This window comes from Bradyrhizobium sp. 197 (assembly GCF_023073375.1).
In the GTDB taxonomy this organism is placed as follows: domain Bacteria; phylum Pseudomonadota; class Alphaproteobacteria; order Rhizobiales; family Xanthobacteraceae; genus Bradyrhizobium.
Genome location: NZ_JADPJJ010000017.1, coordinates 1 through 23,902, shown reverse-complemented (window position 1 = coordinate 23,902; position 23,902 = coordinate 1). Strand labels below are relative to the sequence as shown.

The 23,902-nt window shown below is 57.1% G+C and carries 20 protein-coding genes; 9 read left to right on the top strand and 11 right to left on the bottom strand.

Going from position 1 to position 23,902, the window contains the following annotated elements:
• The first annotated feature begins 282 nt into the window (after positions 1–282).
• Both IVB27_RS04865 and IVB27_RS04860 read left to right on the top strand, forming a co-directional pair.
• Positions 283–4,866, top strand: coding sequence for an HTH domain-containing protein (locus tag IVB27_RS04865; RefSeq protein ID WP_247441827.1), 4,584 nt, complete (start codon positions 283–285; stop codon positions 4,864–4,866).
• Complete coding sequence (locus IVB27_RS04860) at positions 4,853–6,787, top strand: hypothetical protein (RefSeq protein WP_247441826.1); 1,935 nt, start codon at positions 4,853–4,855, stop codon at positions 6,785–6,787. Before IVB27_RS04865 ends, IVB27_RS04860 begins: the two co-directional genes overlap by 14 nt.
• A gap of 124 nt (positions 6,788–6,911) precedes the next feature.
• On the opposite strand, the gene IVB27_RS04855 is transcribed toward IVB27_RS04860, so the two are convergent.
• From IVB27_RS04855 to relB, 5 genes are all read right to left on the bottom strand, one after another.
• Positions 6,912–8,396: a recombinase family protein gene (locus tag IVB27_RS04855; RefSeq protein WP_524536462.1), complete on the bottom strand. Its 1,485-nt coding sequence runs from the start codon at positions 8,394–8,396 to the stop codon at positions 6,912–6,914.
• A gap of 10 nt (positions 8,397–8,406) precedes the next feature.
• Positions 8,407–8,895: a DUF2924 domain-containing protein gene (locus IVB27_RS04850; RefSeq protein WP_247441823.1), complete on the bottom strand. Its 489-nt coding sequence runs from the start codon at positions 8,893–8,895 to the stop codon at positions 8,407–8,409.
• Positions 8,892–9,242, bottom strand: coding sequence for a DUF3489 domain-containing protein (locus tag IVB27_RS04845; protein ID WP_345946826.1), 351 nt, complete (start codon positions 9,240–9,242; stop codon positions 8,892–8,894). Before IVB27_RS04845 ends, IVB27_RS04850 begins: the two co-directional genes overlap by 4 nt.
• A gap of 92 nt (positions 9,243–9,334) precedes the next feature.
• Positions 9,335–9,556, bottom strand: a complete 222-nt coding sequence (locus IVB27_RS04840; RefSeq protein WP_247441821.1) for a hypothetical protein — start codon at positions 9,554–9,556, stop codon at positions 9,335–9,337.
• Positions 9,557–9,664: 108 nt separating this feature from the next.
• Positions 9,665–9,937 (bottom strand): type II toxin-antitoxin system RelB family anti-toxin, encoded by a 273-nt coding sequence (relB, locus tag IVB27_RS04835; protein ID WP_247441820.1) that lies wholly within the window; start codon positions 9,935–9,937, stop codon positions 9,665–9,667.
• Between the two features lie 319 nt (positions 9,938–10,256).
• Here relB and IVB27_RS04830 point away from each other — a divergent pair, with 319 nt between their 5' ends.
• Both IVB27_RS04830 and IVB27_RS04825 read left to right on the top strand, forming a co-directional pair.
• On the top strand, positions 10,257–10,904 hold the full coding sequence (locus IVB27_RS04830; RefSeq protein WP_247441818.1) for a hypothetical protein: 648 nt from the start codon (positions 10,257–10,259) through the stop codon (positions 10,902–10,904).
• Positions 10,905–10,934: 30 nt separating this feature from the next.
• Entirely contained in the window at positions 10,935–11,234 is a 300-nt protein-coding gene (locus tag IVB27_RS04825; protein ID WP_247441816.1) for a hypothetical protein, read from the top strand.
• Between the two features lie 26 nt (positions 11,235–11,260).
• Here IVB27_RS04825 and IVB27_RS04820 read toward each other — a convergent pair whose 3' ends face one another.
• The 5 genes from IVB27_RS04820 to IVB27_RS04800 all read right to left on the bottom strand — a co-directional run bounded on the left by IVB27_RS04820 (position 11,261) and on the right by IVB27_RS04800 (position 15,419).
• Positions 11,261–12,628 (bottom strand): hypothetical protein, encoded by a 1,368-nt coding sequence (locus IVB27_RS04820; protein ID WP_247441815.1) that lies wholly within the window; start codon positions 12,626–12,628, stop codon positions 11,261–11,263.
• An 8-nt stretch (positions 12,629–12,636) separates the two neighbouring features.
• Positions 12,637–13,074 (bottom strand): DUF5681 domain-containing protein, encoded by a 438-nt coding sequence (locus tag IVB27_RS04815; protein WP_247441813.1) that lies wholly within the window; start codon positions 13,072–13,074, stop codon positions 12,637–12,639.
• Entirely contained in the window at positions 13,067–13,417 is a 351-nt protein-coding gene (locus tag IVB27_RS04810) for a DUF5681 domain-containing protein (RefSeq protein WP_247441811.1), read from the bottom strand. Before IVB27_RS04810 ends, IVB27_RS04815 begins: the two co-directional genes overlap by 8 nt.
• Positions 13,410–14,687, bottom strand: coding sequence for a DNA methyltransferase (locus tag IVB27_RS04805; RefSeq protein ID WP_247441809.1), 1,278 nt, complete (start codon positions 14,685–14,687; stop codon positions 13,410–13,412). The genes IVB27_RS04810 and IVB27_RS04805 overlap by 8 nt, the downstream gene beginning before the upstream one ends.
• Positions 14,688–14,822: 135 nt before the next feature.
• Complete coding sequence (locus IVB27_RS04800; protein WP_247441807.1) at positions 14,823–15,419, bottom strand: hypothetical protein; 597 nt, start codon at positions 15,417–15,419, stop codon at positions 14,823–14,825.
• A gap of 871 nt (positions 15,420–16,290) precedes the next feature.
• On the opposite strand from IVB27_RS04800, the gene IVB27_RS04795 reads away from it, so the two are divergent.
• Positions 16,291–18,273: a hybrid sensor histidine kinase/response regulator gene (locus IVB27_RS04795; RefSeq protein ID WP_247441806.1), complete on the top strand. Its 1,983-nt coding sequence runs from the start codon at positions 16,291–16,293 to the stop codon at positions 18,271–18,273.
• 772 nt (positions 18,274–19,045) lie between these two features.
• Here the strand turns inward: IVB27_RS04795 and IVB27_RS04790 are convergent.
• A complete protein-coding gene (locus IVB27_RS04790; RefSeq protein WP_247441804.1) occupies positions 19,046–19,255 on the bottom strand; it encodes a hypothetical protein in 210 nt (69 codons plus the stop codon).
• Positions 19,256–19,875: 620 nt separating this feature from the next.
• Here IVB27_RS04790 and IVB27_RS04785 point away from each other — a divergent pair.
• The 4 genes from IVB27_RS04785 (at position 19,876) to IVB27_RS04770 (ending at position 23,839) form a co-directional block, all read left to right on the top strand.
• Positions 19,876–20,055: a hypothetical protein gene (locus IVB27_RS04785; RefSeq protein WP_247441802.1), complete on the top strand. Its 180-nt coding sequence runs from the start codon at positions 19,876–19,878 to the stop codon at positions 20,053–20,055.
• Positions 20,056–20,926: 871 nt separating this feature from the next.
• The gene (locus IVB27_RS04780; protein ID WP_247441800.1) at positions 20,927–21,106 is read left to right on the top strand and encodes a hypothetical protein; all 180 of its coding nucleotides are present in this window, start codon (positions 20,927–20,929) and stop codon (positions 21,104–21,106) included.
• Between the two features lie 191 nt (positions 21,107–21,297).
• Entirely contained in the window at positions 21,298–23,481 is a 2,184-nt protein-coding gene (locus tag IVB27_RS04775) for a PAS domain-containing sensor histidine kinase (protein ID WP_247441798.1), read from the top strand.
• Positions 23,474–23,839, top strand: coding sequence for a response regulator (locus IVB27_RS04770; protein WP_247441796.1), 366 nt, complete (start codon positions 23,474–23,476; stop codon positions 23,837–23,839). The genes IVB27_RS04775 and IVB27_RS04770 overlap by 8 nt, the downstream gene beginning before the upstream one ends.
• The last annotated feature ends 63 nt before the right edge of the window (positions 23,840–23,902 follow it).

Genomic DNA, 23,902 nt, shown 5'->3' with positions numbered 1-23,902 from the left:
TACCCCTCCGGAGCCGATTCCTTTTCGAACGAGGCGAAATTGCGAAAGCGCCTAAGATCCGATGTATAACTCGAGAAATTCCCGCGCATTTTGGGCTCTTGCGACATCATTTCCATAAAGGTGGAAAACAGTCCCCAACGGCGCATTTTTCCTAGCAAAGAAAGCAACTTGCCGTTGCTATACTCGGGATACGACAGCCGATTCTTGATGCTCAAACTATTCCGACTAGATAAGAAAGCCCCGTTAACTCGCCTCCACTTGATCAGGGAGGGCGAGCAACCTGTGATTGATGTCGTCTTTATGCATGGGCTTGACGGAGATGCTTACGGGACCTGGGGGTTTAATAGCGAGCCATCCTGGTCCACTTGGATCGGAGAGAAGTTCCCGAACACTCGCATCTGGTCTCTGGAATATCGCATCCGATCCAGTTGGTGGTTTGGTGGCGCTATGCCGCTCTACGATCGCGCAGTGAATGTTCTCGCTACCGTCAGCTCCGAACTTATCTCAAACACGAAAATCATAGTTGTCTGCCACAGCTATGGCGGGCTCGTTGCCAAGGAAATGGTCAGGGCCGCCCTCGACACGGCACCCGAGTATCGGTTGTTCGCCGATCGCATCGCTGGTTTCGTGTTTCTTGGCACGCCTCAGAATGGATCTGCCATTGCTCAATACGTCGCGGCCTTAAATATCGTCTACAGGGGCAGTCGAGCGCTATCTGAACTTCGCCAAAATCAACCTACTGCAAGACAGTTGGGCCAGTGGTTTCGCCAATCGGCAGGAAAATTCGGCTGGAGGTTGCGCGTATTCTTCGAAACACTGAAAACGAGTGGAATTCGGGTCGTCGACGAGAGTTCTTCCGACCCAGCAATCGTGGGCGTTACCGCTATTGGGATCGACGCTAATCACATCGATCTGTCAAAACCAACAGAACCAGATGTGCGAGTTAAACGTACCCTCAGCTTGATCCAGGAGGTTCTTGATGCGTTATCGCCACTGAGCGCATGGCAGATAATCAGTTCGATCCAACAACCGTCGATCAGTGTAAGTTTCAATTTTCACTCTCCTAACATCCAGCTTCAGGTTCATCAGTCCAAACGAGAAACTTTTGATCCCGCTATAGATCGCACTGAGGCCAAACTTGGTCTTGATGAGGCGTTCACGCGTCATCAAGGGGCGCCCGAGAACGCTGCATTGCCTCAAGCAGCCGTCGCCGACGCGCTGGAGCGAGACTTTACGAGCCGCTATCAGCGTGCCCTCCAACGCTCGATTTTTCCCGAGCTACACAAGATGGATGAATTCGCGCCGCTCGCGATCGAAGTCATGGTTCCCGCTGGCGCGTCCTTGTCGGCCGATTTGCGCCAGGCAATCTTGTTCCGAGCCACGCGGTCCGCCGCGATCCGTGGCCACCTCCAGGAGGCCCAGCGCTTCCTCGCTGCTGGTCAAGGGCTCTCCGGCTCCATTTCGGATGCACCGGCACGCGCACGGATAGCGGTCGCGGAAGGTCGAACGGATGATGCCATTCAGATATTGCGCGACGCGCCGAGCGATGATGCTCGCTCGGTCCTTCTTAATATTCTTGCGGTCAAGCGCAGCGACGACGAAGCCTTAGGATGGTTCACCGAGAACGGACTTTTGCCTGCACAGCTTACGGCATTCGGCGTCCTCAGTCTGTGCCAGCTCTATCTGCGACGCAGCGATCTCGAGGCTGTGAGCCACGTACTCTTGCAGGCGACATCCGATCAATTGGCGCAAGCGCCGTATCTTTATTTTCTACGTGGCGCGATGAGATTTGCGCGCTTGCTGCCAGTGCCAGAGCAAGCAACCGCGTTAAGCGGCTTGCCGATGGATGTGCGTAATGCCAGACCCATCGTTGGTGATTCAGAACTTTCGGCCGCCCTCAATGACGCGATCAATGATCTACGGCAGGCCCTGCCGTTGGCGTGGACACTCGGCTTACGTCACGCGCCGCGCATCATTGAGTCCTACATCATCTGGTGTGAATTGTTGCACCCCACACGCAGGCAAGCCGCCCTTGCGCAGCTTCGCCGCGACATGGAGAATAATGCGCTGGCGGTATCGCTGGTACAATATGCACTCGCCTACCTCCGAGACTACAACCCCACCAGTCTCGAAGCCTATTTGCAGCGACGAGAATCGTTCGGCGGACTTTCTGATGAGGAGCTGCGCGCAGAGCTCACCATTCGCTTGCATAAAGACGATGCGGCAGGTCTTGCATCTTTTATCGCTACCAAGCGCCAACAAGCTGAGGCATCGTTTGGAAAGAGCGGCATTCTCTCGCTTGAAATTCAGGCGTTAGCAAAAAGCGGCGACGCCACCTCGGCCAAGATCATCTTCGAGAATAACCTCAGCCTGTTCGATGCGGGCCAACTCGCTGGTCTTCGTACGGAGATTGCGAAAGCGGAAGGAGCGGATCCCGTCGCCGAGCATTTGCGCTTATATGAAAGCGAGAAGACAGCTGAAGCCTTGCGTGCGCTTGTAAACGCGCTGGTGCGAAAGCAGGATCACATCGGTATTGCCAAATACGCTGAACTGCTCTTCGTAGAAACCAAGGACCCGCAGGACATGGCACTTGCCGCCCAAGCATCAATCCGCGCAGGGGATGGCGATAATCTCGTTCGGCTCATTGATGCTCATCCCGCGTTGCAAGATTACGATGTCAGCTTTCTGCGCAACTACGGCTGGCAGCTATTCAGGCTCGGCCGCCTGCGCGACGCCAAGGAAATCGCCGAACAGGTTGAAAGAAAATATCCGGCCCACCGCGACCTTCAGTTCGAGTCGGCCGTTGCACTTGAAACAGGCGAGTGGGAAACGCTGGCAGCACCGCTCGCGGCCGCACTCGAACCGGCGCGGAACCTCGACGGCCTTAGCCTGATTCGTGCAGCCCACCTTTCGCAGGCGTCCGGACAAGGCCCGCTTATGGACCTAATTGCTGCCGCGCTCGCAAAGGGCGAGAGCGATCCCAACGTTCTGTTGGGTGCTTATTCTCTTTTCGTCGAAGAAGGTCTCGAAGAAGAGCGGCCTGAAGCACATGAATGGTTCCGGAAAGCGCTCGCCCTCTCAGGGCCCGACGGCCCCGTCCAGACTTTCGAGATCAAGGAGCTTCTATCGCAGCAAACCGAATGGAACGAGCATACACGAAACGTTACCGAAAACATGACACGTGGCGATCTTCCGCTGGCCTTGGTGGGCCCCGGCCTTCGCACCACAATTGTGGACATTATCCTTCGGAATCTCATTCGTAATTCAAAGCTTGTCGATGGCCGACGACGCGCGGCAATCCCGCTGTTCACTGGCAGGCGATTGCCTGCACCGGTTGGGACGCCCGCGTCCCTGGCGCTGGATATCACGGCCTTCCTTGTCTTGGGCTGGCTCGGCCTTCTACCCAAGGTCTTCGAAGCCTTTCCAATGATTATTGTGCCAGCCGGTGTGCTGACTGAGCTTTTTGAGGGCCGCAGGCGCATCCGCCAAGCGCAGCGGACGCGACTTCGCAAGGCGATTGAAATTCGCGACGCCATCGCGAAGGGCCAGTTGAACGTGTTGCGGACGCCAAGCCTTGCCCGTGATCCGCTGTCGACCGAGGTTGGCGTTGAACTGAGCGCCTTGCTACGCGAAGCCAAAACAGCCAATGGGGTTGTTGTCCGCTCCGCCCCGGTAAATCGGATCGGGCTGGACGAACGCGGCGAGGCCGACATGACCGGCTATAGTGATCGCCTCTGCGACATGCACGGGCTCCTCAAAGCGCTTGTCGATCTGAACGCGGTTGACGAGGAAACTGAAAAATCAGCCAAACGGTACTTCGACGTGCAAGATAGGGGATGGCCCGCATCCGCCGCGCCAGAGCCCGGCCGCCCGGTCTTGGTGGACGGCCTTTCGCTTACTTATTTGCAGCACACCGGCCTCTTGCAACCTCTCCTCCGGACGTTTCCGACGGTTTACATTCACATTTCCACCGAAGAAGAGGCGAACGTTCTCATCGAGCATGACCAAAACGTAAGCGAAGTTTTGCGAGTCATCGACGACATTCGCGTTGTGGTGCGGCGAGCCAACGCCGCGGGCCATGTCATATTCGGCCCCAGGCGCGCGGATACCGGCGAGAATGACCCGGACGGGATGCAGTCAACCTTGAATCTTCTCACCAATCTCACAGGTGCCGAGGCTGTGGTCTTTGACGACCGTGCTCTGAACAAGGAACCGTTTGCGGCCGATGAATCCGGCCACCGTGCCCGCATGCTGACCACCCTCGATATTCTTGAAGAGCTTCTCGCGCGCGGCGCGCTAGTGCAGGATCAATATCGCGCACTACGTTATCGCCTCAGGATGGGCGGAGCCATGCTTGTTCCGGCCGACGCAAGCGAACTCTCCGCAGCGGCCAAGCGCAATCGACAAAATGAGGCGCCCGAATTTCGTGCGATCCGCGACGGCCTCGATCTCGCGCGGTTGTCCGAGATGCCCCAGTTCCCCAGCGAAATGCGCTGGTTCATGAGCTACGTGCAGGCGGTTAAGGGCGCCATCATGCAGATTTGGAACGACGAGCCTGACGAAGAACGAGCGCGGGCGATGGCTTCGACAATCTTCGAAATTCGACCCATGCCAGATGATTGGTATGGTCGCTGGAACGGAAATCCGCCGCCGAATTGGACCGCTGCAGTTCGCCGCGCTCTAATTGGCGGGTTTGCATTGCCAGTCGAAATATCAGACCGTGCCAAGCTTCGCGCCTATCAGAAATGGATTGATGACGTCATCATGTCTGAAGTCCGTTCCTTGTCGCCAGAAACCTACCAGCAGGTGGTGGAATACTTGCGAAACTTCGCGTTAATGCCGTGGGATGAAGATGGCGAAGACTGAACCAGAAATCGCACCTGAGGAACTTGCGCGGCTCAAGATCGTCTTCGCTCTTCGCCGCATGGCGCCCGAACTCCAGAGTGACGTCCTCTCGGACGGCATCGTGGCAGCGCGGGCCGGAATTGCCCTTTCCCATCCGATTAAGCTGCCGAACGATATTACGATTGAGCGCGGCATTCTGTTTTCTGCGTTCCAAAAAGCGGCCGACGGTCAGTCGATATCAGAGATCGTTGATATAAATGGCGCAAAGCGTGAAATGCAGGTGGAGATCGAAGAGGAAAGTGCGTTTTTGACGTATGGGAAGCATCGCATCCGGTTTCCTCAAGGTGCCCTTCATTCAGCCTCCGTCGAAAAGCGACGGATGGCTGCAGAAATTATCCTGAAGAACAACACGCTTACGGTACAGGCTCGCAATGAGTTCAAGGCGATCATAAGCAAGCGAGGATTTTCTCACAGCGATTTCTTTGCAGCCACCACCATCCTGTTAGGTTCACCAGAGAGCTTTGCAGATACCTTGCGCGAAGTCGCCAATAAAGGAACGCTTTCCAAAGCTGATTTCATTCCCTCGGAAATTGCGCATTGGGAAAACATTACGGCAAAGTGCCGCACCTCCAAAACGTTGCCAGAATTTATTGAGCAAGAACTCGCTGCTGAACGCGCGGCGCGGATCGCCCTTGACGCGGGCGTTGCCATCGATGTGCTTTCGCTAACCTTTGGTGGGCCGGAACTTGTTCCGCTAGAGCTCATGGGCCAAATTGATCCTGAGATCATGATGGCGTCCCTACGACGTCTCCTGGACTACGCAGATCCTTTTGCTCTCTCGGGCGCATTCGATCTTTGTGCAGATCGCATTGTGGCCGATGAGCGTTTCGTTGATTTGGGCGACGCGATCCTCGCTAGACTCTTGAGTGATCCCCAACGCCTTCGCAGCGAACTCACGGTCTTCGCAACCGCGTTTGTTATCGCGGGCGCCCATCTAGCCGAGCATGAGACGCTCCGAAAACAGCCAGTCTTTTGGCGTAGGCTCGCAGCCGCATCCCACGCGTCGCTTGTTACGCGAATCCTGGGGCCTGGCAGTGACGACGGGTCCTCGCTCTTGACCTGGGCGATGCGCATAGCGGGAAAAACCTTCTACCTCTCGGTTCTCAACGATGCGTATGTCGAACCTCGCTGGCGACCGGATTGGATAAGCCCAAATTTTCTTGTGGCGGATATTTACGGGCGTCTTTTCGGGTCTTTCCAGCGGCTTGGCGACGCCGCCCCGCCGAGCTGGCGCAAGAAACTCGACGACGCCCAGCCTTGGGTTGCCGCCAGTGCGCCGCCGATTGCCCATGCCTTTCCAGCGATGCTTCAAGGAGGGTTGGCGACGCCAATTGAGAGGCCGGCCGCAGATACCCCCGTCGGTGAAATGTATGAAAACTTAAGACGTGAACCAACAGTCGAAAATTTTCTGACCTTCATGCAGATTGTCTATGCCTTTGGATTTCTCCCCGATGCGCGCGAATCTGCATTGAAGGTTGTGCAATCGCTGCGCTCGGAGGTCACAGCTACTCCTGCGGACTATGCTCAAGCTGCATTAGATCTCGCAGCTTTCATTGCCGCACGCAGTCGCGACGCTGAACTGGCCGATATGGTGGCAATTGTTTCCATTGAACGGCTCGTTGCCACCCAAGATATTGATCACTTGTTGCCAACGGCTTCGGTGATCGTCGAGTGTGCCGCCGCCATGGCCGATCGCCAAGAAGCAATCGCGACGCTTGCACGTCGTTTAGAAAATCTTGCGTTCGTTGCACCTGCGAGGTCGTTGCCGGAAGCGCTGGATATTTTCCGGGTCTTGCAATCCATTGATGAAGACCTCAGCCCACTTTTGGGCCGCGCTATCGCAACCGCGCGAGTTGGCATTCCGGCAATCTCGGCATCTTAAGGGCTTTGTCAGATGCCTTTTTGGTTAATGTTGGCAGTAGCACCAACAAGAGCTCCCCGCACCTAGCGGGTTGATCGCTCCTCGCTCCTAAGGCCTAAAGTTCCATAACATTCGATAGCCGAATTCAGCGGATCGAGCCGTGCTGCTCTCGCCAAGCGAGAGGCAGGGATTTTGGGATATGTTTCAGCTCGACAGTGGTTTCTCCGTCCAGGACTGCTCTGGTCAGATCCGGTGACAGAAACGCCAGCCGCAATCCTTGCCGGATGACTTTCGGATGTAGATCCGCTGCTGCGGCAAGAGCTTCGATAGAAGGATGGCGTCCGCTCGACAAGTCGTCGAGCCAGGCATGGGCTCGGACAATGGACTTAACGAGCTTATGATCCACCATCGCGTCTGCCGCGGCGATTACGCGCACGCTGCCCTTAGGCTTTACTAACCAGGGGATCTCAATCGAACTGCTACGTTTTCCCTTCGCGGGTGCTAGCGTCAATCGAAGCCGTCCGTCCGACACGGTGATTGTTTGGACGTGAGCAAGAGCTTTGACGTTAGGCAGCTGAAACTTTTCGACAAGCGCGGCCTCAACCAGACTTTCGATCTCCGGGGCTGAGATTCGCGTGACAGATCCAGCTGAGCGCTTTCGCCCACGCAGCGCTGCGCTCACGTAGAAGCGATAGCGAACGCCATTCTTGCTGGAAAAGCTTGGCCCCATACGGTTGCCCTTGTCGTCGAATAGTTTGCCTTGCAGCAGGGCACCGCTTTCCGAGAATTTGACTTTGCGTTTCACGGTGTTGGATTTGAGCAGTTCCTGCACGCGGTCGAATGTTGGACGGTCCAGGATTGCTGGATGCTCTCCCTTGAACCATTTGCCGGCGTAATGAGTTTCCCCAAGGTAGATACGGTTCTTGAGGAAGTATGCGAGTGGACCATAGGTGAACGGAATCCCGCCTCGAAACTTCGGGACTTTGGTATTGCGACGCTTGGTTACAATTTTTCGACGGTCAAGTTCGTCGACGAGCTTGCTGAACGATCCTAGCTCTAGGTAGAGACGAAAAATCGTCCGAACGGTCTCAGCCTCCGATTTGCTGATGACCAGCTTCTTGTCCCTGGCCTCGTAGCCCAACGGAACGCTGCCACCGGTCCATTTACCCTTGCGTCGGCTGGCGGCGACTTTGTCCCGGACCCGCTCGGCTGACAGCTCCCTCTCAAACTGAGCAAAGGACAGCAGCACGTTCAATGTCAGCCGGCCCATGGATGTCGTGGTATTAAACTGCTGGGTGACAGCGACGAATGAGACGGATCGGGCGTCAAAGGCTTCAACCAGCTTTGCGAAGTCGGTAAGCGAGCGGGTGAGGCGGTCGATCTTGTAGACCACGATCACATCGACCTTGCCGGATTCAATGTCCGCCAGAAGCCTCTTCAAGGCAGGACGGTCGAGGTTACCCCCGGAAAAAGCCGGGTCGTTATATTGCTGAGGGAGGGCCTTCCAACCCTGAAAAGCCTGGCTCTTGATGTAGGCCTCACAGGCCTCCCGCTGGGCATCCAGCGAGTTGAATTCCTGGTCGAGACCATGTTCGGTGGACTTGCGGGTATAGATGGCACACCGAAGCATTTTGGAGGATTCAGTTGCCAACGTTGCCTCCATCTTCGGAGGTCGATGCTCTCAGACCGAAGAACCGGGGCCCATTCCATCGCGTTCCGGTGATTTTGGTTGCGATCTCCGAGAGAGTATCAAAGGTCTTGCCGTCGTAGCCGAAACCGGTCTGGAGGACCGTCACCCGGTAGGTCTTTCGATTCCAGGTTCGGACCAATTCGGAGCCCGGCTTTATGCGCCGAGGCAGTTCCAGGCGCCCGTTGGGTTTGGCGGCCGCAGCCTTCACAAGCTGGTCCAAAAGCCGCTGGGTGGCAGCCGGAAGGCCGCCATAGGCTTTTTCCTGGATGCGCTGGGCAATGCTGCGGCGAAGTAAGTCCGGGCCGAAGGCTTTGGGTGGGTCAGTCCGCAATAGCTCCCTGTAACGCGTGCGGAGCTGTGCGACCGGGAGTGCTGCGAGCCGATCCAGTTCGGCCTCAACGGCTGGATGGGTCTTCAACGCCTGCGAACCGGACGTCACGCCGTGGCCCCCGGCCTGGCAATCCGGTAGACGCGGGCGCCGTCGGTCTTCTCGGACACCAAGGGTAGCTTCAGCTTCTTCTTGACGACGCCGGCAAAGAATCCTCGCACGGATTGCTGCTGCCAGGCCGTCGCCTTCATGATCGCCGCGATCGTCGTACCTTTGGGCTGGCGGAGCATGCCCAGCACCGTTTCCTGTTTGGAAGACCGGGCCGGGGCCGGGGTAGCCTTCGAGACAGCCCTCTTCGCCGGATTCGGCTTCGCGGGCTGGGTCTTCTTTGCAGTGCCCGATCGGTTCGTAGGGCGCTTTGCGGATTTCGATTTCGACTTGGACTTGCGGGTGGCCATCAGTCTCTCCATCGTTGCAACGACAGCATCCTGTGCTGCCACTGATACGAGCCCGGCTTTGGGCCGGGCGAGACTGACCGAATGGAGACCTTTTAGTGTTGCGAGAGCCTGTTCAGCAGCGAAGCGGCATCGTGAAGGCGGCCGGCTTCGTAGATCAATTGCTCAATGTCCATCGAAATCGTAACAGCCTCCGACACGCTGCCGGCCTCCGCGCAGGCTTGGGCGGCTTTCGCGATCCGGGTGACTTCGGACAGCCGCGTATGGATTTCGTCTAGGCAGGCGACAACAGCATCATTGAAAACCGGCTTGGCCATCACGTCCTCCAAAGTAACGAGGACAGTGACGCTCTGGTGGCTGCTGAAGTCGAGCGCATTCGGAGCAATCTTGTTGCTCGTTTTGCGGACTAACTTGACGAACGAAGATTAGCTGGCCGACTTCTTTCGGCCTGTTCGTGCCGGGCGTCCGGTCAGGAACGCCTTAAATTGCTTAAGCGGATCGGCGCCAAGCGCCTCGACGATAGCCACGAACTCGATAAGGTCGATGCGGCGCTCGCCACCCTCGTACTTTGCTACAAACGACTGTGGCTTCCCAATCTTTTTTGCCAAGGCTTGCTGGCGGACGCCTGCTTCCTTCCGCACTGCGACAAGAGTCGCAATGAGCCGGGCATATTCGGCCGATTTCAGGGACTTTTGCATGCATCGCCAGCCAGAGATTAAGGCGGCGGGCAATTTGATCCCGGAAAAGGATTATCCCAAAACTGGATACTTTTGGAGTTGTGAGCTATTTTCCCACCACCTTAGCAGGCGGGGGATCCGGGAAATGGATAAGCAAAGCCGATACTCTAAAATCTTTGATAGATCTCAGCTCGGAGACCCGTGGCTCACTAAGCGGACTTTACGTTCGGGACCCGCAAGACCGCCTGTCTCTCCGGCATTACTCACATGTATCTTGACCATAGTTACAATCTTCTCGCCCACGGTCGGGAGATGTGGCGACGATCGAGCACTTCACCAGATGGACGCTGCGCAATCCGAGGCATTTCTCAATTGCGACAGGAGAGCGGAGGCAGAAGCTGCTGAAGCTTCCAAACTGACGCCGGTCGCGCCGGTGTCGGTATTGAATCCAGTACTGCTTCTAAACGACCTGCACCGACGTAAGCAGGAGGAAGAGAACCAGCCAAGAATTCTCGAACAGATCGAGTTGAAGAGACAGCAGTGCCGGAGAGACGTCGTAGCAGCGGTTACGTATCGAGCGCAGGAAGCGCTTGATCAAAAAGCGGATGCGGCGCGAGGTTATCGGCCTATCACAGTTGAAGCGTTTGCGCTCGACGCCAAAAGCTGGGCAGCGGCAGAGACCCGAGTTTCTGTGAGGGGCGCCTATCTGCCGGACGGCAATCTTGAATGGCTCTTTCCCGGTCAGACCGAAGCAATCCAAGCGAGAAGTGGAGCACGCAACATCTCGAGGATTCCACTAGTCACCGAGGATGCATCCCGTGAATTTAGAAAAGCCCTTCTGCGGTGCAAATCGATGCCTAGTTCGGACCATATCGGCTGCCGAACGTTAGTCACAGGTCACGTAAGCCTCTGCTCCATCACAACGCTCCTTGGAGCAAACAACGACATTCCATGCATCGTCGTCGACAATGGTCGGGAAATCAGGTGAACTATGGCTAGTCGATCGTTGAGCTTACTGGTGGCCGCTTCACTTCCGATGCTCGGCGCGGTGGCCGCCCACGCAGATGATGCGCGCTGTGCCGTCCCACCTTACGGAGCTTCGGTCCATTCATTTCAGGCCTTCGCGAAGAACTTCGGACATCTCGTCACGCCGTCGAAATTCTTGCCGAGCATTTGCCAGATTAAATATGGCGGAGCTGACCGGACATCCATGTACAACTTGGGCTTCACCGACCAGGACATCGATGGGAAGCCACTGGAAGACCTTTGGGTCGAAGTATTGACTGAGCTGCATCGCCTGGCACGCCAAACGAAATAGCGATGAGCCGTTCCCGCCTCGGTCGGTTAGAAGCCTTCACTATTTCCGAGTGCGATCGAAATCCCATAGCAAAAAGTATCCAGGAGATCGTCTTCGCGGTCGCTGTCCTTGTCTCCGATGCGAAAGCTCTCGACTTGGTCGACCAAATGGTTGCGCGAGTTTCGCTTGTAGATCGAAATTTTATTGAAGGCATGCTCGGAGTATTTCACCTGTTCCTTGTAAACGTAGCCAGACACCGAGAGAGCGCGCTCGTCTTTACCCATCGCTGTAAGCTTGGTGTCGATGGCGTGGACTGGCATATTTCGTCGCAGGGCCTGTTGTATGAGGACGGTCCCTGAATTCTTGTCTTCGATAAAAGCACCGACCGCGCCATTCCTAGCTCGGGAGACCCGGGCCAGTTCCTCAAGTCTGGTAAAGACGGATGGCAGCCATGTTTCCAAGGTCGCGCCCTCGATCTGAGCGATGTCCCAATCGAGGATCGTCAGAGGGGCGTTGCCTGTATGGTGGCCGATAGCAAAATATGTAACGGCCGTTGCGTCGTGCTCCGTACCCGTCTTTGACGCGGTATCGATTACTGCGAATACGCCGTCACAGAAAGCAGGGTAGGGCACTGGCTGGCCCTGATTGAGCAGCTTCTCACGACTAAAGAACGCAACGCCAGACCAATCCACGAACTCCGCAAGATACTCCTGGGCATAGACGAGTGGATCGTTGCTCTTAATGAGATCAGCTTGGAACATCTCCTTGCGAGTTAGCCACTCGTCGATGCTTTCATCCTGCAGGCGCTTCGGCAGCAGGGGGTTATCCATCGTCCGGGCATGGAATTCGCTGAAGCCATACTGGGCGTCGGTACAGATATTGTAGAAGAAGTTATCGGGGTTCTTCCCGGCCGAATTTGAACAGACCAACGCCTCTCCGCCATAGTCGTAAAGGGTCGGCTTCACGGACTTTTCCCAAATCTCCATGGCGGAGCCATCGGTCTTATTGTCACCGCTCTTCCCGAATGCGGCCTCATCGATCACGATCCGATGATATCGGCGTCCACGGCCTGCGATCGAATTCTCTAGCGACCAAAAGTCTAACCGGCCACCGGTCTTCAGTCTCATCACACCGGCAGTTTTGGAGGTGTGTTCAATCAGGCCAGCCAGCGCCGACGCCGTTTCTGAGTAGACCTCTGCCCAGGTCTTATGTTGTGGCGCGAACCAAGCGCACTCGAACCCTTGCACAAGACCTTCCTTGATCCAGGTTTTGGCAAAGTCGGTCTTTCCAAAGCGTCTGCCACAGCGAAGCGCTTTGAAACGGTGCCCGCGCAGCGCCAGAAATGCTTTGACTTGCCCGGCATGAAGGGTTCCGAGCGAAAGGTTTTGAGAAGGGGACACAATCCGTCGTGTCATGTTGAGCCTTAGTCGTTCTTAAAAGGAGTCGTTCCAGCCTGCGACCACCATTCGATCGCGGCGGCGCTCCGTTTTCGTGCGAAGTCGCGGGTTTTCTGCTCGGCGGTCTGGCCTGGATAGTCGGGAAGCCAGTCTTCGACGACCACGCGCTGCTTCCCAGATTTGGTGCGCTGGGCCTGGGCCAAGAACTTTAGTACCGCCATCGCAGCGTCAACGTCACCACGGACAGCGCTACGAACAAGCAGTTTTAGATTGAGTTCCCACGCGGGGGTTATCTGTTCTTGACCGTCTTCACGATGGCGAACAGAAGAGTGCATGACGCGATGAATTACGCTCGCTAAATCAGATTTTTGACGCTTCGGACGCCCCTTCCGGTTTCCGGAGACTCCGGGTTTGAACTGTGAAGCTCTGGGGGGCTTACCGTATCCAACCTCGTACTCAGGCATCTTTCGGCTCCGGGGAGGCTGCGAAGGCTCGGGTGTAGTCATTGTCGACGAACACGAGCTGCAACTCGGAAACACTGTTCCGATCAGCAAAATCTGTGAACTTCTGCAGCGCGCGATCGGCCCTTTTGTCGCCGGCTAACGATTTTTGGAGGAGTTGAAATACAATTGCCTCCAGTGCAGACATCTTCGTGGGCTGTCCGTCCTTCACAGTGTCGACCGGCTTGTGCAATAGGCGCTCGATCACCTCAAGCGGGCTGTCAATCTGTTTAGTTCGTGCCTTGGGGCGTCTATTGGGCTTCAGTTTCCGTGGGAGTACGGCGCCGCTGTCCTTTGGGTCAGTCATTGGCCCTGCGCCTAGACTTAAGGAAATCGAAGCTCTCACCCAAATGGTTATGAGCCTTGCGGCCGGTCATCTGCTGCCAGCGTTCAATGGTGGTGTCGACGTACAAGGGGTCCAGTTCGACGCCATAGCAGCGCCGTCGCACACGCTCCGCCGCAAGAAGCGTCGTTCCGCTTCCTAGAAACGGATCGAGGACGATATCGCCGCGGTTAGTCGAATCCTGAATAGCATCTGCCACCAACAAGAGCGGCTTGACGGTCGGATGCAGCTCGAGATTGCGCTTCGAGCCTTTCCGCGCAAATGCATTGCTGCCGGCATAATTCCAGACGTTCTGGCGGTTGCGCCCAAACTTTCCAAGCTGGATATTGTTGAGATGTGGTTCCGGTCCGTTCCTAAAGACGAAGACGAGTTCATGGCGGGACCGATAGAGCGAACCCATCCCGGCGTTGCTCTTGACCCAAACGCAGAGGTTCATATGCTCGCAGCCGGCCGAACGACCTGCGGCAAGCGTTTCCGACATATGCCGCCAGTCCATGAATGTGTAAATGAGGGCGCCGAGGACAGTGTTCTGGCAAATGCATGACAGGGCCGAAGTCAGGAACGCCGTGAATTCAGCCTCCGACATCTCACCCGAGCCCATCGGAAACTCGCGATGGTGCACGGCTCCTTTGCCGCTCACGTGCCCGTCAATCTTGACGTTGTACGGAGGATCGGTGAACGCCGCTGCGGCCTTTTGGCCGCCGAAGAGTTTGGAAACAGCGACTTGATCGAGAGCGTTACCGCAAAGGAGTTTATGCTCTCCGAGATGCCAAATATCGCCCAAAGCTGACACGGGTTGGCCACCGGCAACTTGGAAGTCGTCGGCCCGGTCGATCGATTCAACGTCATCAAGAGATTGAATGCGGAAATCGATCTCGGGTAGGTCGAAACCAGTGGCTTCGATTTCGAAGTTGAGGGCCATCTCAGACATGTCTTTGAGCTGAATGGCAAGTTTGTTGTCATCCCAGCTCGACAAGTCGGTGAGCTTATTGTCTGCCAGCATATAAGCTTTGGCTTGTTCCTCGGTCAGGTGCTGCAAACAGACCACCGGGACCTGAGTCATTCCCAGCTCTTGTGCGGCCAAAAGTCGCCCGTGGCCGGCCAGGATGTTCCCACCTTTGTCTGCGAGCACCGGAGCATTGAAGCCGAAGGTTTCAATGCTTGCCTTCAGCTTCCTTATTTGCGCGCGGCTGTGCTTACGAGCATTATGCGGGGATGGATGCAGATCGGTCACGTTCACAAGTCCAAAATGACTTGTAACATCAAGATGGGTCTCAGAAGGGGGACTCAAGTCGCGCATAGGGATCTCGCCTTTAGCTCCCCACCGAATTCCGGCTAAGGGGCAGACGAATCCTAAGGACTTCTATTGCTAGCGAGCAGAGCGCCTTTTCTGCAGCTTTGGCTCCGTTAAGGCGGATCGTGATGTGCGTGGGGTCGTTTCGACATCCAACGCCACGCTCGTCAAGGTCGCTGCCGTCCCGTCGAGGCGCTCCCCAAACTGTTCCGCAAGCTTAACGCCGATCATAATCTGGACACCCCGCACGATCGGGTCGCCGCGATGTCTGTCGACCATCAGTGGATCGTCGGGACGACGAAGTCCCGACTTGAGATGCTCAAGCCATTTGGCGACTCGTAGAAGTGCCAACAAATCGCGTGAAGACAGGGCCGGAGTCGCGGGATCGTCAAGTTCGAGCATTCCCAATTCGGCTTCCACCGCCATATCGTGGGCAATAATCCGAAGCTGTGCGGCGTGGTCGCTGCATCGCTGGCCGGCTTCGTCAATCTGTTCGGTCTTTGAAACTGAAATGCGATCGCTGGCGGCGCTGATCGTCAGCTGGAGTACTTCCCGAATTGCTGCAACCTGAGCATCTTCCGATGACTGGTTACCGTTCCGAAACTTCGCCGGGTACAGGAAGTCGCCCGTCTCGCGATCTCGTCGAAGAAATTCATTAAAGACCGGTTGCATCCTTGGGTCTTCTAGCAGTCGATCAAAAACAGGGCGTCGTCGTCCAGTACAAGCCGGATTAGCGCTCATCAGCTCTAGGATGGGTCTTACAAGTTCGGGAATCCAGCTAGGGACGTTCATCTTTGGAAGCGCCTAAGTGAAGGACGAGTTCGGTGAGCTCGAAAATCTAAAGCAACCCTGTGCCCACGGCCATCTGTGAGCAAGGGCTTCCCGGCAAATTCACACAATTAGTTCTGAAGGGTAACAAGCCGGGAAGGGTAACAAGCGAGTCCGAGCCGATTTCGCGTAATTATGGAACGCTCACTTCAGTCAGTCGCACGACATCCAGAGATCCGTTTCAGCTATTGCCAGCGCCCGGCAGAATCAAAGCGTGAAGCCAAGAATAGGCAGCTGGTGTCCACAGTTGTCGGAAGCGCGCCCAGCCATGGCACGTCCAACGAGACGGTTCGCGTGCGCGCAGTGACGGAAGCTCAGTCGCGAGCGGCGGCGAACCCATACCGAAGGTCACCATGGAGAGGCTGTTCGAGCCATTCTTTCGAGGCGAGATGCGAGCCAGTCGGCAAGGTCTTGCCCTGAGTCTTCAGATTGCGCGCAGATAGCTAAGCCCATGACGGTACGCTCGACCGTAAGCTCAACAAGCGAGGAGACTCGCTTCACCTTTTGATTCCGCTTCGATAATCTACAGATAAGGGGCTTTACGGTGACCCTTGGCGATCACGCAGATGGGATGGCTTCGGATATGATGACCGCCCTTAGCGGATTCCACTAGGCCTGTTCTGCGCCGGTTGGGGGACTCAGGGTCGTGAGCGTCTGGCGATGGAGCCCACCAAATGCTGTCAGGCCCCGGAACCGAACCGTGTGTTCGGAGTTAATGTTTTGCCATGGAGCCCGTCTCATTCCCCAGTCCAGATTCGACGAACTCGACGATACTCGCCGCCTCCAGCTGCTTATAGACGCAATCGTCGATTACGCGATCTACATGATCGACGTGGACGGCACGGTACGCAGCTGGAACTCCGGTGCGAAGCGCTTGAAGGGCTACTCGCCTGAGGAAATCATCGGCAAATCGTTTGCATCGTTCTACACGCCCGAGGATACAGCCAAAGGACTGCCAGAACAGGCCTTGAACGTCGCTGGGCGGACCGGTCGGTTCAGCGCGGAGGGATGGCGCGTCCGCAAAGACGGAAGTCGGTTTTGGGCATCGGTCGTCATCGATGCGGTCCGGGACGAAAGCGGTCGCTTGGTCGGCTTTGCCAAGGTTACGCGAGATATCACCGAGCGACAGCAGGCTCACGAAGAGCTCCTTGCTAGTGAAGGGCGTTACCGCCAATTGATCGAGGCGGTGGTCGATTACGCCATCTTTCAACTGGACCCGCTCGGTCTCGTAACGACCTGGAATCCCGGCGCGCAGCGGATCAAAGGCTATACTCCGCCAGAGATCATCGGACGACATTTCAGCGCATTCTACACGCCCGAGGATGTGGAGCTTGGCGTTCCGAAAAGTGCGCTTTCGGAGGCGAAGGAGCATGGACGCTTCGAAGCCGAAGGATGGCGCATGCGGAAAGACGGGAGCCGCTTTTGGGCGTCGGTCGTCATCGATCGCATCAACGACGACGCTGGCAACCTTGTGGGATTTGCCAAGGTCACTCGTGACGTCACGGACCGGAAGAGAGCTCAGGACGAGCTCAAGCAGGTTCAGCAGCAACTGGCCGCATCTCAGAAGCTAGAAGCCGTGGGGCAACTCAGCGGCGGAATCGCGCATGACTTCAACAATCTGCTCATGATCGTCATCGGCAATCTGGAGACAGCTGATCGGCACGCCCCCAAGGCGGCCCCAAATTTGACTCGTGCATTGGCGAATGCGAAGCGCGGGGCTCAAAGAGCCGCGGCGCTCACCAGCCGCTTGCTCGCGTTCTCTCGACGACAGGCCCTCGACCCGAAACCTATCGACCTGAACAATTATATCAACGGACTGCAGGAGTTCCTCCAGCGCACGCTTGGGGAACGCATCGAAGTTCAGACCGTCGGAAGTGCCGGGTTATGGCATATCGAAGCCGATCCGAACCATCTTGAGTCGGCAATCGTCAATCTTGCAATCAATGCACGTGACGCGATGCCCAATGGCGGAAAGCTTACCCTGGAGGCCGCCAACATCTCCGCAGACGAGGAGTATTGCCGGCTCAATCCTGAACTGATCCCAGGCCAATACGTCGCAATTTGCGTCACGGACACCGGCAGCGGGATGGCGTCAGACGTTCTAAGTCACGTTTTTGAGCCGTTCTTTACCACGAAGGAGCCGGGGCAAGGCACCGGCCTTGGTCTGAGCCAAGTCTATGGATTCGTCAAACAGTCAGGAGGGCACGCAAAGATCTACAGCGAAGTGGGCCAGGGCACCAGCATCAAGATGTACTTCCCACGCTTCGCCGGGAATGCGCAATTGTTGGAGAACACAGCGGAAGACCTTTCTCCTGAGGGTGATAAGTTCGAAACCGTTCTCGTCGTCGAGGACGATGCAGACCTTCGCACCTATATTTCCGACGTTCTGCGAGATCTCAACTATCGCGTCCTCTCTGCCCGCAGCGCTCAAGCGGCTTTGACCATTTTGCTGCAAGAGGATTCGAAGGTCGACCTTCTGCTGACGGATGTTGTCATGCCAGGCATCAATGGGCGCGAGTTAGGCAAGCGTGCGCAGCAAATGAGACCTGAGTTGAAGATCCTGTACATGACAGGTTATTCGCGCAACGCCGTGGTTCACCAGGGAAGGCTCGACGAGGGGGTCAATTTGCTGGAAAAGCCGATATCTCAGGCAAAACTCGCGTTACGCGTGCGAGAAATTCTAGACCAGAACAGTTGAATTCGGCCTCTGCCCACCTAGCGGACTCGAGCATTTCGGCGGCTCGCCGCAGACGAACCTGCACCCAGAGAATTGGGCGAACTGACATCAGCGGCGGCTGCGGAATGACTGCAATGGACCAGCTGTGCTCGCACGCCTGACCCATAGCTGACGCCCCCATCAAAGTTGGATCAGCAGCCGCTGTTAAATGTAGCCCGATACTCTTTTGGCGTCGAACGACTTTCAGTTTGGCGTCGAACGACTTACAGCGCTTCTCCGGTGCATGAGTCCGGATGGCCCTTCTTGGACCTGATCTGACGCTGCATAGCATCCGCAGCATAACCAAAAGCGACTTCCGCTGGCGTATTCGCTCCGAGTGTTGGCGATCGCGCTCATTACTGGACTCAGCCGCATCGGCATTGCCTTGCGCTGCTGCGTTCTCTGTGTTTTTGAACGGGCTCTCGACAGGGGGCCGCCGCAAGTAATCCCTCGAGTAGGGGACCAAAATGGCCACGCTACCCTTTGGGACGGGATGGTCCGACCGTACGCATTCCCGCAATTCAGAGTCATTTTAGAAAACGAGGTTAGGACGTTTCTTAGGATAGCCCAAATTTCCGCCATCAATTGCGTGAGGTCCACCAGTTTCAATCGACAGCCGCAGACGTCTCCAAAAAGTACAAGGAGAAGCCAGAGGCTCTCTTCACCGGAGACAATCCGTTTGAAGAACAGGAGATAAGCAGGTCCGCGGCCACATCGGCAACGCCGCAAGTTTCTAACGAAAGAAAAAGCCATCTTAACCAGGCGGCTTTTTGGATACATCGGCGCGATCCGTCCGAACCGGTGGTACTTCCCCATCCAGCCATTCCTGCTCTTCGGCCAAAGACCGCCACGCCTGTTCCATGCGCCGGTACCGCTTGTAAGCCGGGCTATCCCTGGAGGGCTCTCCTTCTGCGAGCATGGCGCAGTTATCGGCGTTCTCCTGGTAGATCTCTGATGGCTTCATGACTAGCTCCTCCGCCGGGAAAGTAGTCAAGGGCCGTAAAAATTAGACAACCGGGCGGTTCTGGAAGTTTGCCGAAATGGTAACAATTCAGAAAGAAGACTAACGCAGTCCACCCCCGGCGAATTGGCGCTCAAAGAAGATACCGGTACGGCTTACGCCCTACTGCAACTAATCAACTTGGTCGTTGAGCGCCGTATCGCTACTCCCGAATTCTGGGCCGCGTGCGGATGGCGATGCAAAGTGCCTCCCGTTGACATTGTGAGGCCGCTCGGTCCGGAACCGCCGCCGCTTCATAGAAAGCCGATTTGAGCGTGGCTGGACAGCGGACGTTAGCCATAGCTGGGACCCGGAATATGGACGAGGGTTCTCTGTAGCCAAGCGAGGATGCGGCGGAAGTTGTAGCCGACGGCTGAGAGGACGATTTGGCGGCAGTTAGCAGCGGCCGAGGTGCCCTTCGGCCTTGGGGTTCGTGCGGCTGATCCGATTGCATCAAGCCGTTGTATGAAAACGGGGTAACTGCAGGCAATTGAGGTCTAGTGTATCTACCGCCGTATGAACCCATGCGTAACCTCAGGAGTTCGTATGCAGTATCTGTTTCGCTGCCAACCCGGAGACGCGGCATGGCAAAAACACGTCACGGAATTGCTCTGGACAAAAAACATCAAGAACAGCTAGTCGATAAGTATCGCGCGCAAGATCCCAGCTCAAACAAAATACCCGGATCCGGCCCCGAAAGTGACGAAGTCGGCAAAGTCCCAGAGCCCGAGGGCAAACAACGCGATCCTGCTGAAAAGAAATAGCGCGCTGCCAATCCGGCGCTGCTCTGCCGGAGATGCGGTCGTGCAATTCCGTGCAGCCCATGTCGACGCGGAGGGCCAGGTTCTCGCGGGAGAATACGTTCGCGAAGCTTAATCTTCGGGTTGAAGGACCAAAGAAAGAGGCCGCCAACTGAGGCGGCCCTACTTATCTGCTTCCGGATGGAGCGCCAGCTTCTGAGTTTGATGTTCCAGAGCCAGAACGTCGAGGGCCTCATTCGTTAGTCTGTCATTTACCCGCGCGGCGATCCTCCTGAAATGCCGGAGCTTCTCATCCAGTTGAAGGCATCTGTTGCACATAAGCGTCGAGGCCTGCTACCGGCCATAACTAACAAATGTTAATTTTGTTCCACTGACTTGGGAAGAGGCGAGCACTGGTTACTGGGGTATTGGCCTGTTGCGACCTCATTGACCTGGAGAGTGCCGAGCAAATCCGACGTACCGCCGAAGCTCGCCTAGCAGTCGGGGAATGCTCGGGGTCAACGGCAGCTACGGCAGAAGCTCCGCAGCCGGATGAATTAAGGCCGCCTCAGCTTGGCGGGCTCTGCGCTCTTGGCCCGTTGCCGCCTTCGCTTACAGAGCCGCCATGTCCGCGTTCAGGAGATAAGCCGACCCAAGTCAAGTTGCTGTGGAAATCAGCCTGGGACCCGAAGAGGTGATGTTCGCGCAGCCGCGGTTCGTGATCCGCTCTGGATCTGTCGCCGAGTTGTTCTTGTGCGCCCGGTGCTGGCCTGCCGAACTCAGTCCTCGCTTTGATTTGAGCTCGGACCTAATTCAGCCCTGCAAAAATTGGTTGCACTGGATGGAACAGTGGGTAAATTATTGTGCATCAGAGTAGCGCCCATGAGTGCTGGCTATGGCGCAGTATCGCCTCTATCGCTTTGATAAAGAAGGCCACATTCAGGGCCCCCCCGTGATCGTCGAGTGCGAAGATGATGACGCTGCCATTGTCCAAGCCAAGCAATATGTGGACGGCGTCGCAATACAAGTATGGGACCGCGCCCGTCGAGTAGCCGTATTGCCGTCCGTAGATTGAGGCCGCCTCAGTTTGCAGGCCGCTTTTTCTCAGATGTGGCGGTGACTTGCCGCCCGTACTGCGGAACCAAATGGCGCGCCATACGTTAGGGTGGGTTCGGCGGACCGCAGGGGCGTCCGCCCATGTTCATTTCAAATAAGCGAGGCCCGTATCGGGCCGTCGCTCCTCTCGCCCCGAGAGCCGAGCGCCTCATGTCAAACGTCGAAGAATTCCCGCTGTCCGCCCGCCAAAGGCCCACGGAGTTCGAAGCGCTGGTCGCGGCCGGCCACGCCGCGCTCGATGCCATTCCCGGCGCTGCCTATCTTTGTGACGCGGAAGGACTGCTCGTCGCCTACAACACCGAGGCCGTGGAATCGTGGGGGCGAACACCTGACCCTGCCAAGAAGGAGCGCTTCTGCGGTTCGCATCAGCTCTACCTGCCCGATGGAACTCCGCTTGCCCATGCCGACTGTCCCGTGGCCGCCGCGGTTCGTCTGGGAACGCCTACGCGCAATGCCGAAGTCATAATGGCCCGGCCGGATGGCTCCCGCTTCTCGGCCCTGGTCAACATCCGGGCGTTGCGCGATCATTCTGGCTGCATCCAAGGTGCCATCAATTGCTTCCAGGACATCACGGGACGCAAGCAGGTAGAGGAGGAAGTCCGCCGGAAGACGCAGGAGTTGGAGGACTTTTTCGACAACAGCGCGGTTGGTCTTCATATTGTCAGCGGAGAAGGGATTATCCTTCGCGCCAATAAAGCCGAATTGGATCTGCTTGGTTACGAGCCGGAGGAGTACATCGGCCGCCACGTTGCCGAGTTTCATGCCGACGCTCCGGTCATTGGCCATATCCTTCAGCGCCTTTCATGCGGCGAGCCGCTCGATCGTTTTCCTGCGCGGCTGCGGGCAAGTGACGGCTCCATCAGGCATGTGCTGATTACGTCGAACAGCCGCATCGTGGATGGCAAGTTCGTCAACACACGCTGCTTCACCACAAATGTCACCGAACTCCGTGTTGCCGAAGAGGCACGGAACGCCAGTGAAGCCAGGCTCGCGGCAACTTATGAGGCCGCCAGCGTCGGCATCTCCGAAACCGACGAGAACGGGCGCTTCTTGCGGGTGAATGATTCCCTCTGCCGCATCTCTGCGCGCTCGCGCGACGAGCTGTTGCGGATGACCTTCTTCGACTACACCCATCCCGACGACCAGACCGAGGACGCTGAGTTCTACGCGCGGCAGGTCCGTGGCGACATCGACAACTACACGATTCGCAAGCGCGCACTGCGGCCTGACGGGTCCGTGCGCCATCTCGACATTTTCAGCTCGTCGGTGCGGGATTCGGCAGGGCGCTTCCTTTATGGCGTGCGCGTCGCCCAGGATGTCACCGCCACCAAGCAGCTGGAGGACCGCCTGCGCGACGGCGAGCAGCGCATGCGCGATCTCCTCGAGGCGCTGCCGGCAGCCATTTACACGACGGATGCCGAGGGCCGCATCAATTTCTTCAATCGGGCGGCGGTCGAGATGGCGGGCAGAACGCCGCAGCCGGGCGACGAGTGGTGTGTGACCTGGAAGCTCTATTGGCCCGATGGCACGCCGTTGCCACACAGCGAATGCCCGATGGCCGTCGCGCTGCGCGAAAACCGGCCGGTTCGCGGTGCCGAAGCCGTGGCCGAACGCCCGGACGGCAGACGCGTGCCGTTCATTCCTTATCCGACGCCGCTGCGTGACGCGGCAGGCAATTTGATCGGCGCCATCAACATGCTGGTCGATATCAGCGAGCGCAAGCGCGCGGAGAACGCCCAAAAGGTCTTAATTGACGAACTCAACCATCGTGTGAAGAACACTCTGGCCACCGTGCAGTCGCTCGCGAACCAGACAGCCCGCCACGCGGCCGACCTGCCGGAATTCCTGCCGACGTTCACTGGACGGTTGCTTGCGCTGGCCCGCGCGCACGACCTGCTCACCAGGCGAAGCTGGCAGGACGCACCTTTCGGACAGCTGGTCCACGATATCGTGGCTCCGGTGTCAGCCGGACGGGTTTTGGCAGAAGGGCCTCACGTCGATCTGGACGCGCGCACCGCACTGAGCATCACCATGGTGCTGAACGAGCTTCTGACCAACGCCGCGAAGTACGGCGCACTCTCGGTGCCCGATGGGACTGTGTCCTTCACTTGGCGGCTTGGCCCCAACAAACTGTCGCAAAGCGCGGTGGAATGCGAGTGGCGCGAACGCGGCGGGCCACTGGTTTCGCCACCTAAGCGGCGTGGCTTCGGCACGCGACTGATGGAGCGTTGCTTAGAGCATGACCTCGCTGGGGAGTTCGATTTGGTGTTCGAGCCGGAGGGCACCCGCTGCCGCATCGTGTTTCCCATTACGCTTGCAGCGTCCAATGGTTGAGCTGTCCGGCGCCAGGGTTCTCCTGGTCGAAGATGAGGGCTTGGTGGCCCTCATGATCGAAGACATGCTTGAAGAATTGGGATTAAAGGTGGTCGCCTCGGCTGCCCACGTGCCAAGGGCGTGCGAACTTGCCACAAGGGCATCGTTCGATCTGGCGCTCCTTGACGTGAACCTGGCAGGTGAACGTGTCTTCCCGGTAGCGCGCATCTTGCGAGGCCGGAAAATTCCGTTCCTGTTCAGCACCGGTTATGGCGGACCGCCGCTTGAGGAGGAGTTCAGCGATGCGCCCGCAATCGGCAAGCCGTTCTCCATCGATCAATTGAAGGAGCAATTGCGGACGATTCTGGCGCTCCCGTAGAAGCGCGGCTATGCGCGCCCGCGTATGTCGCTCACGCATTCGATCTGAAATCTACCTTCGATT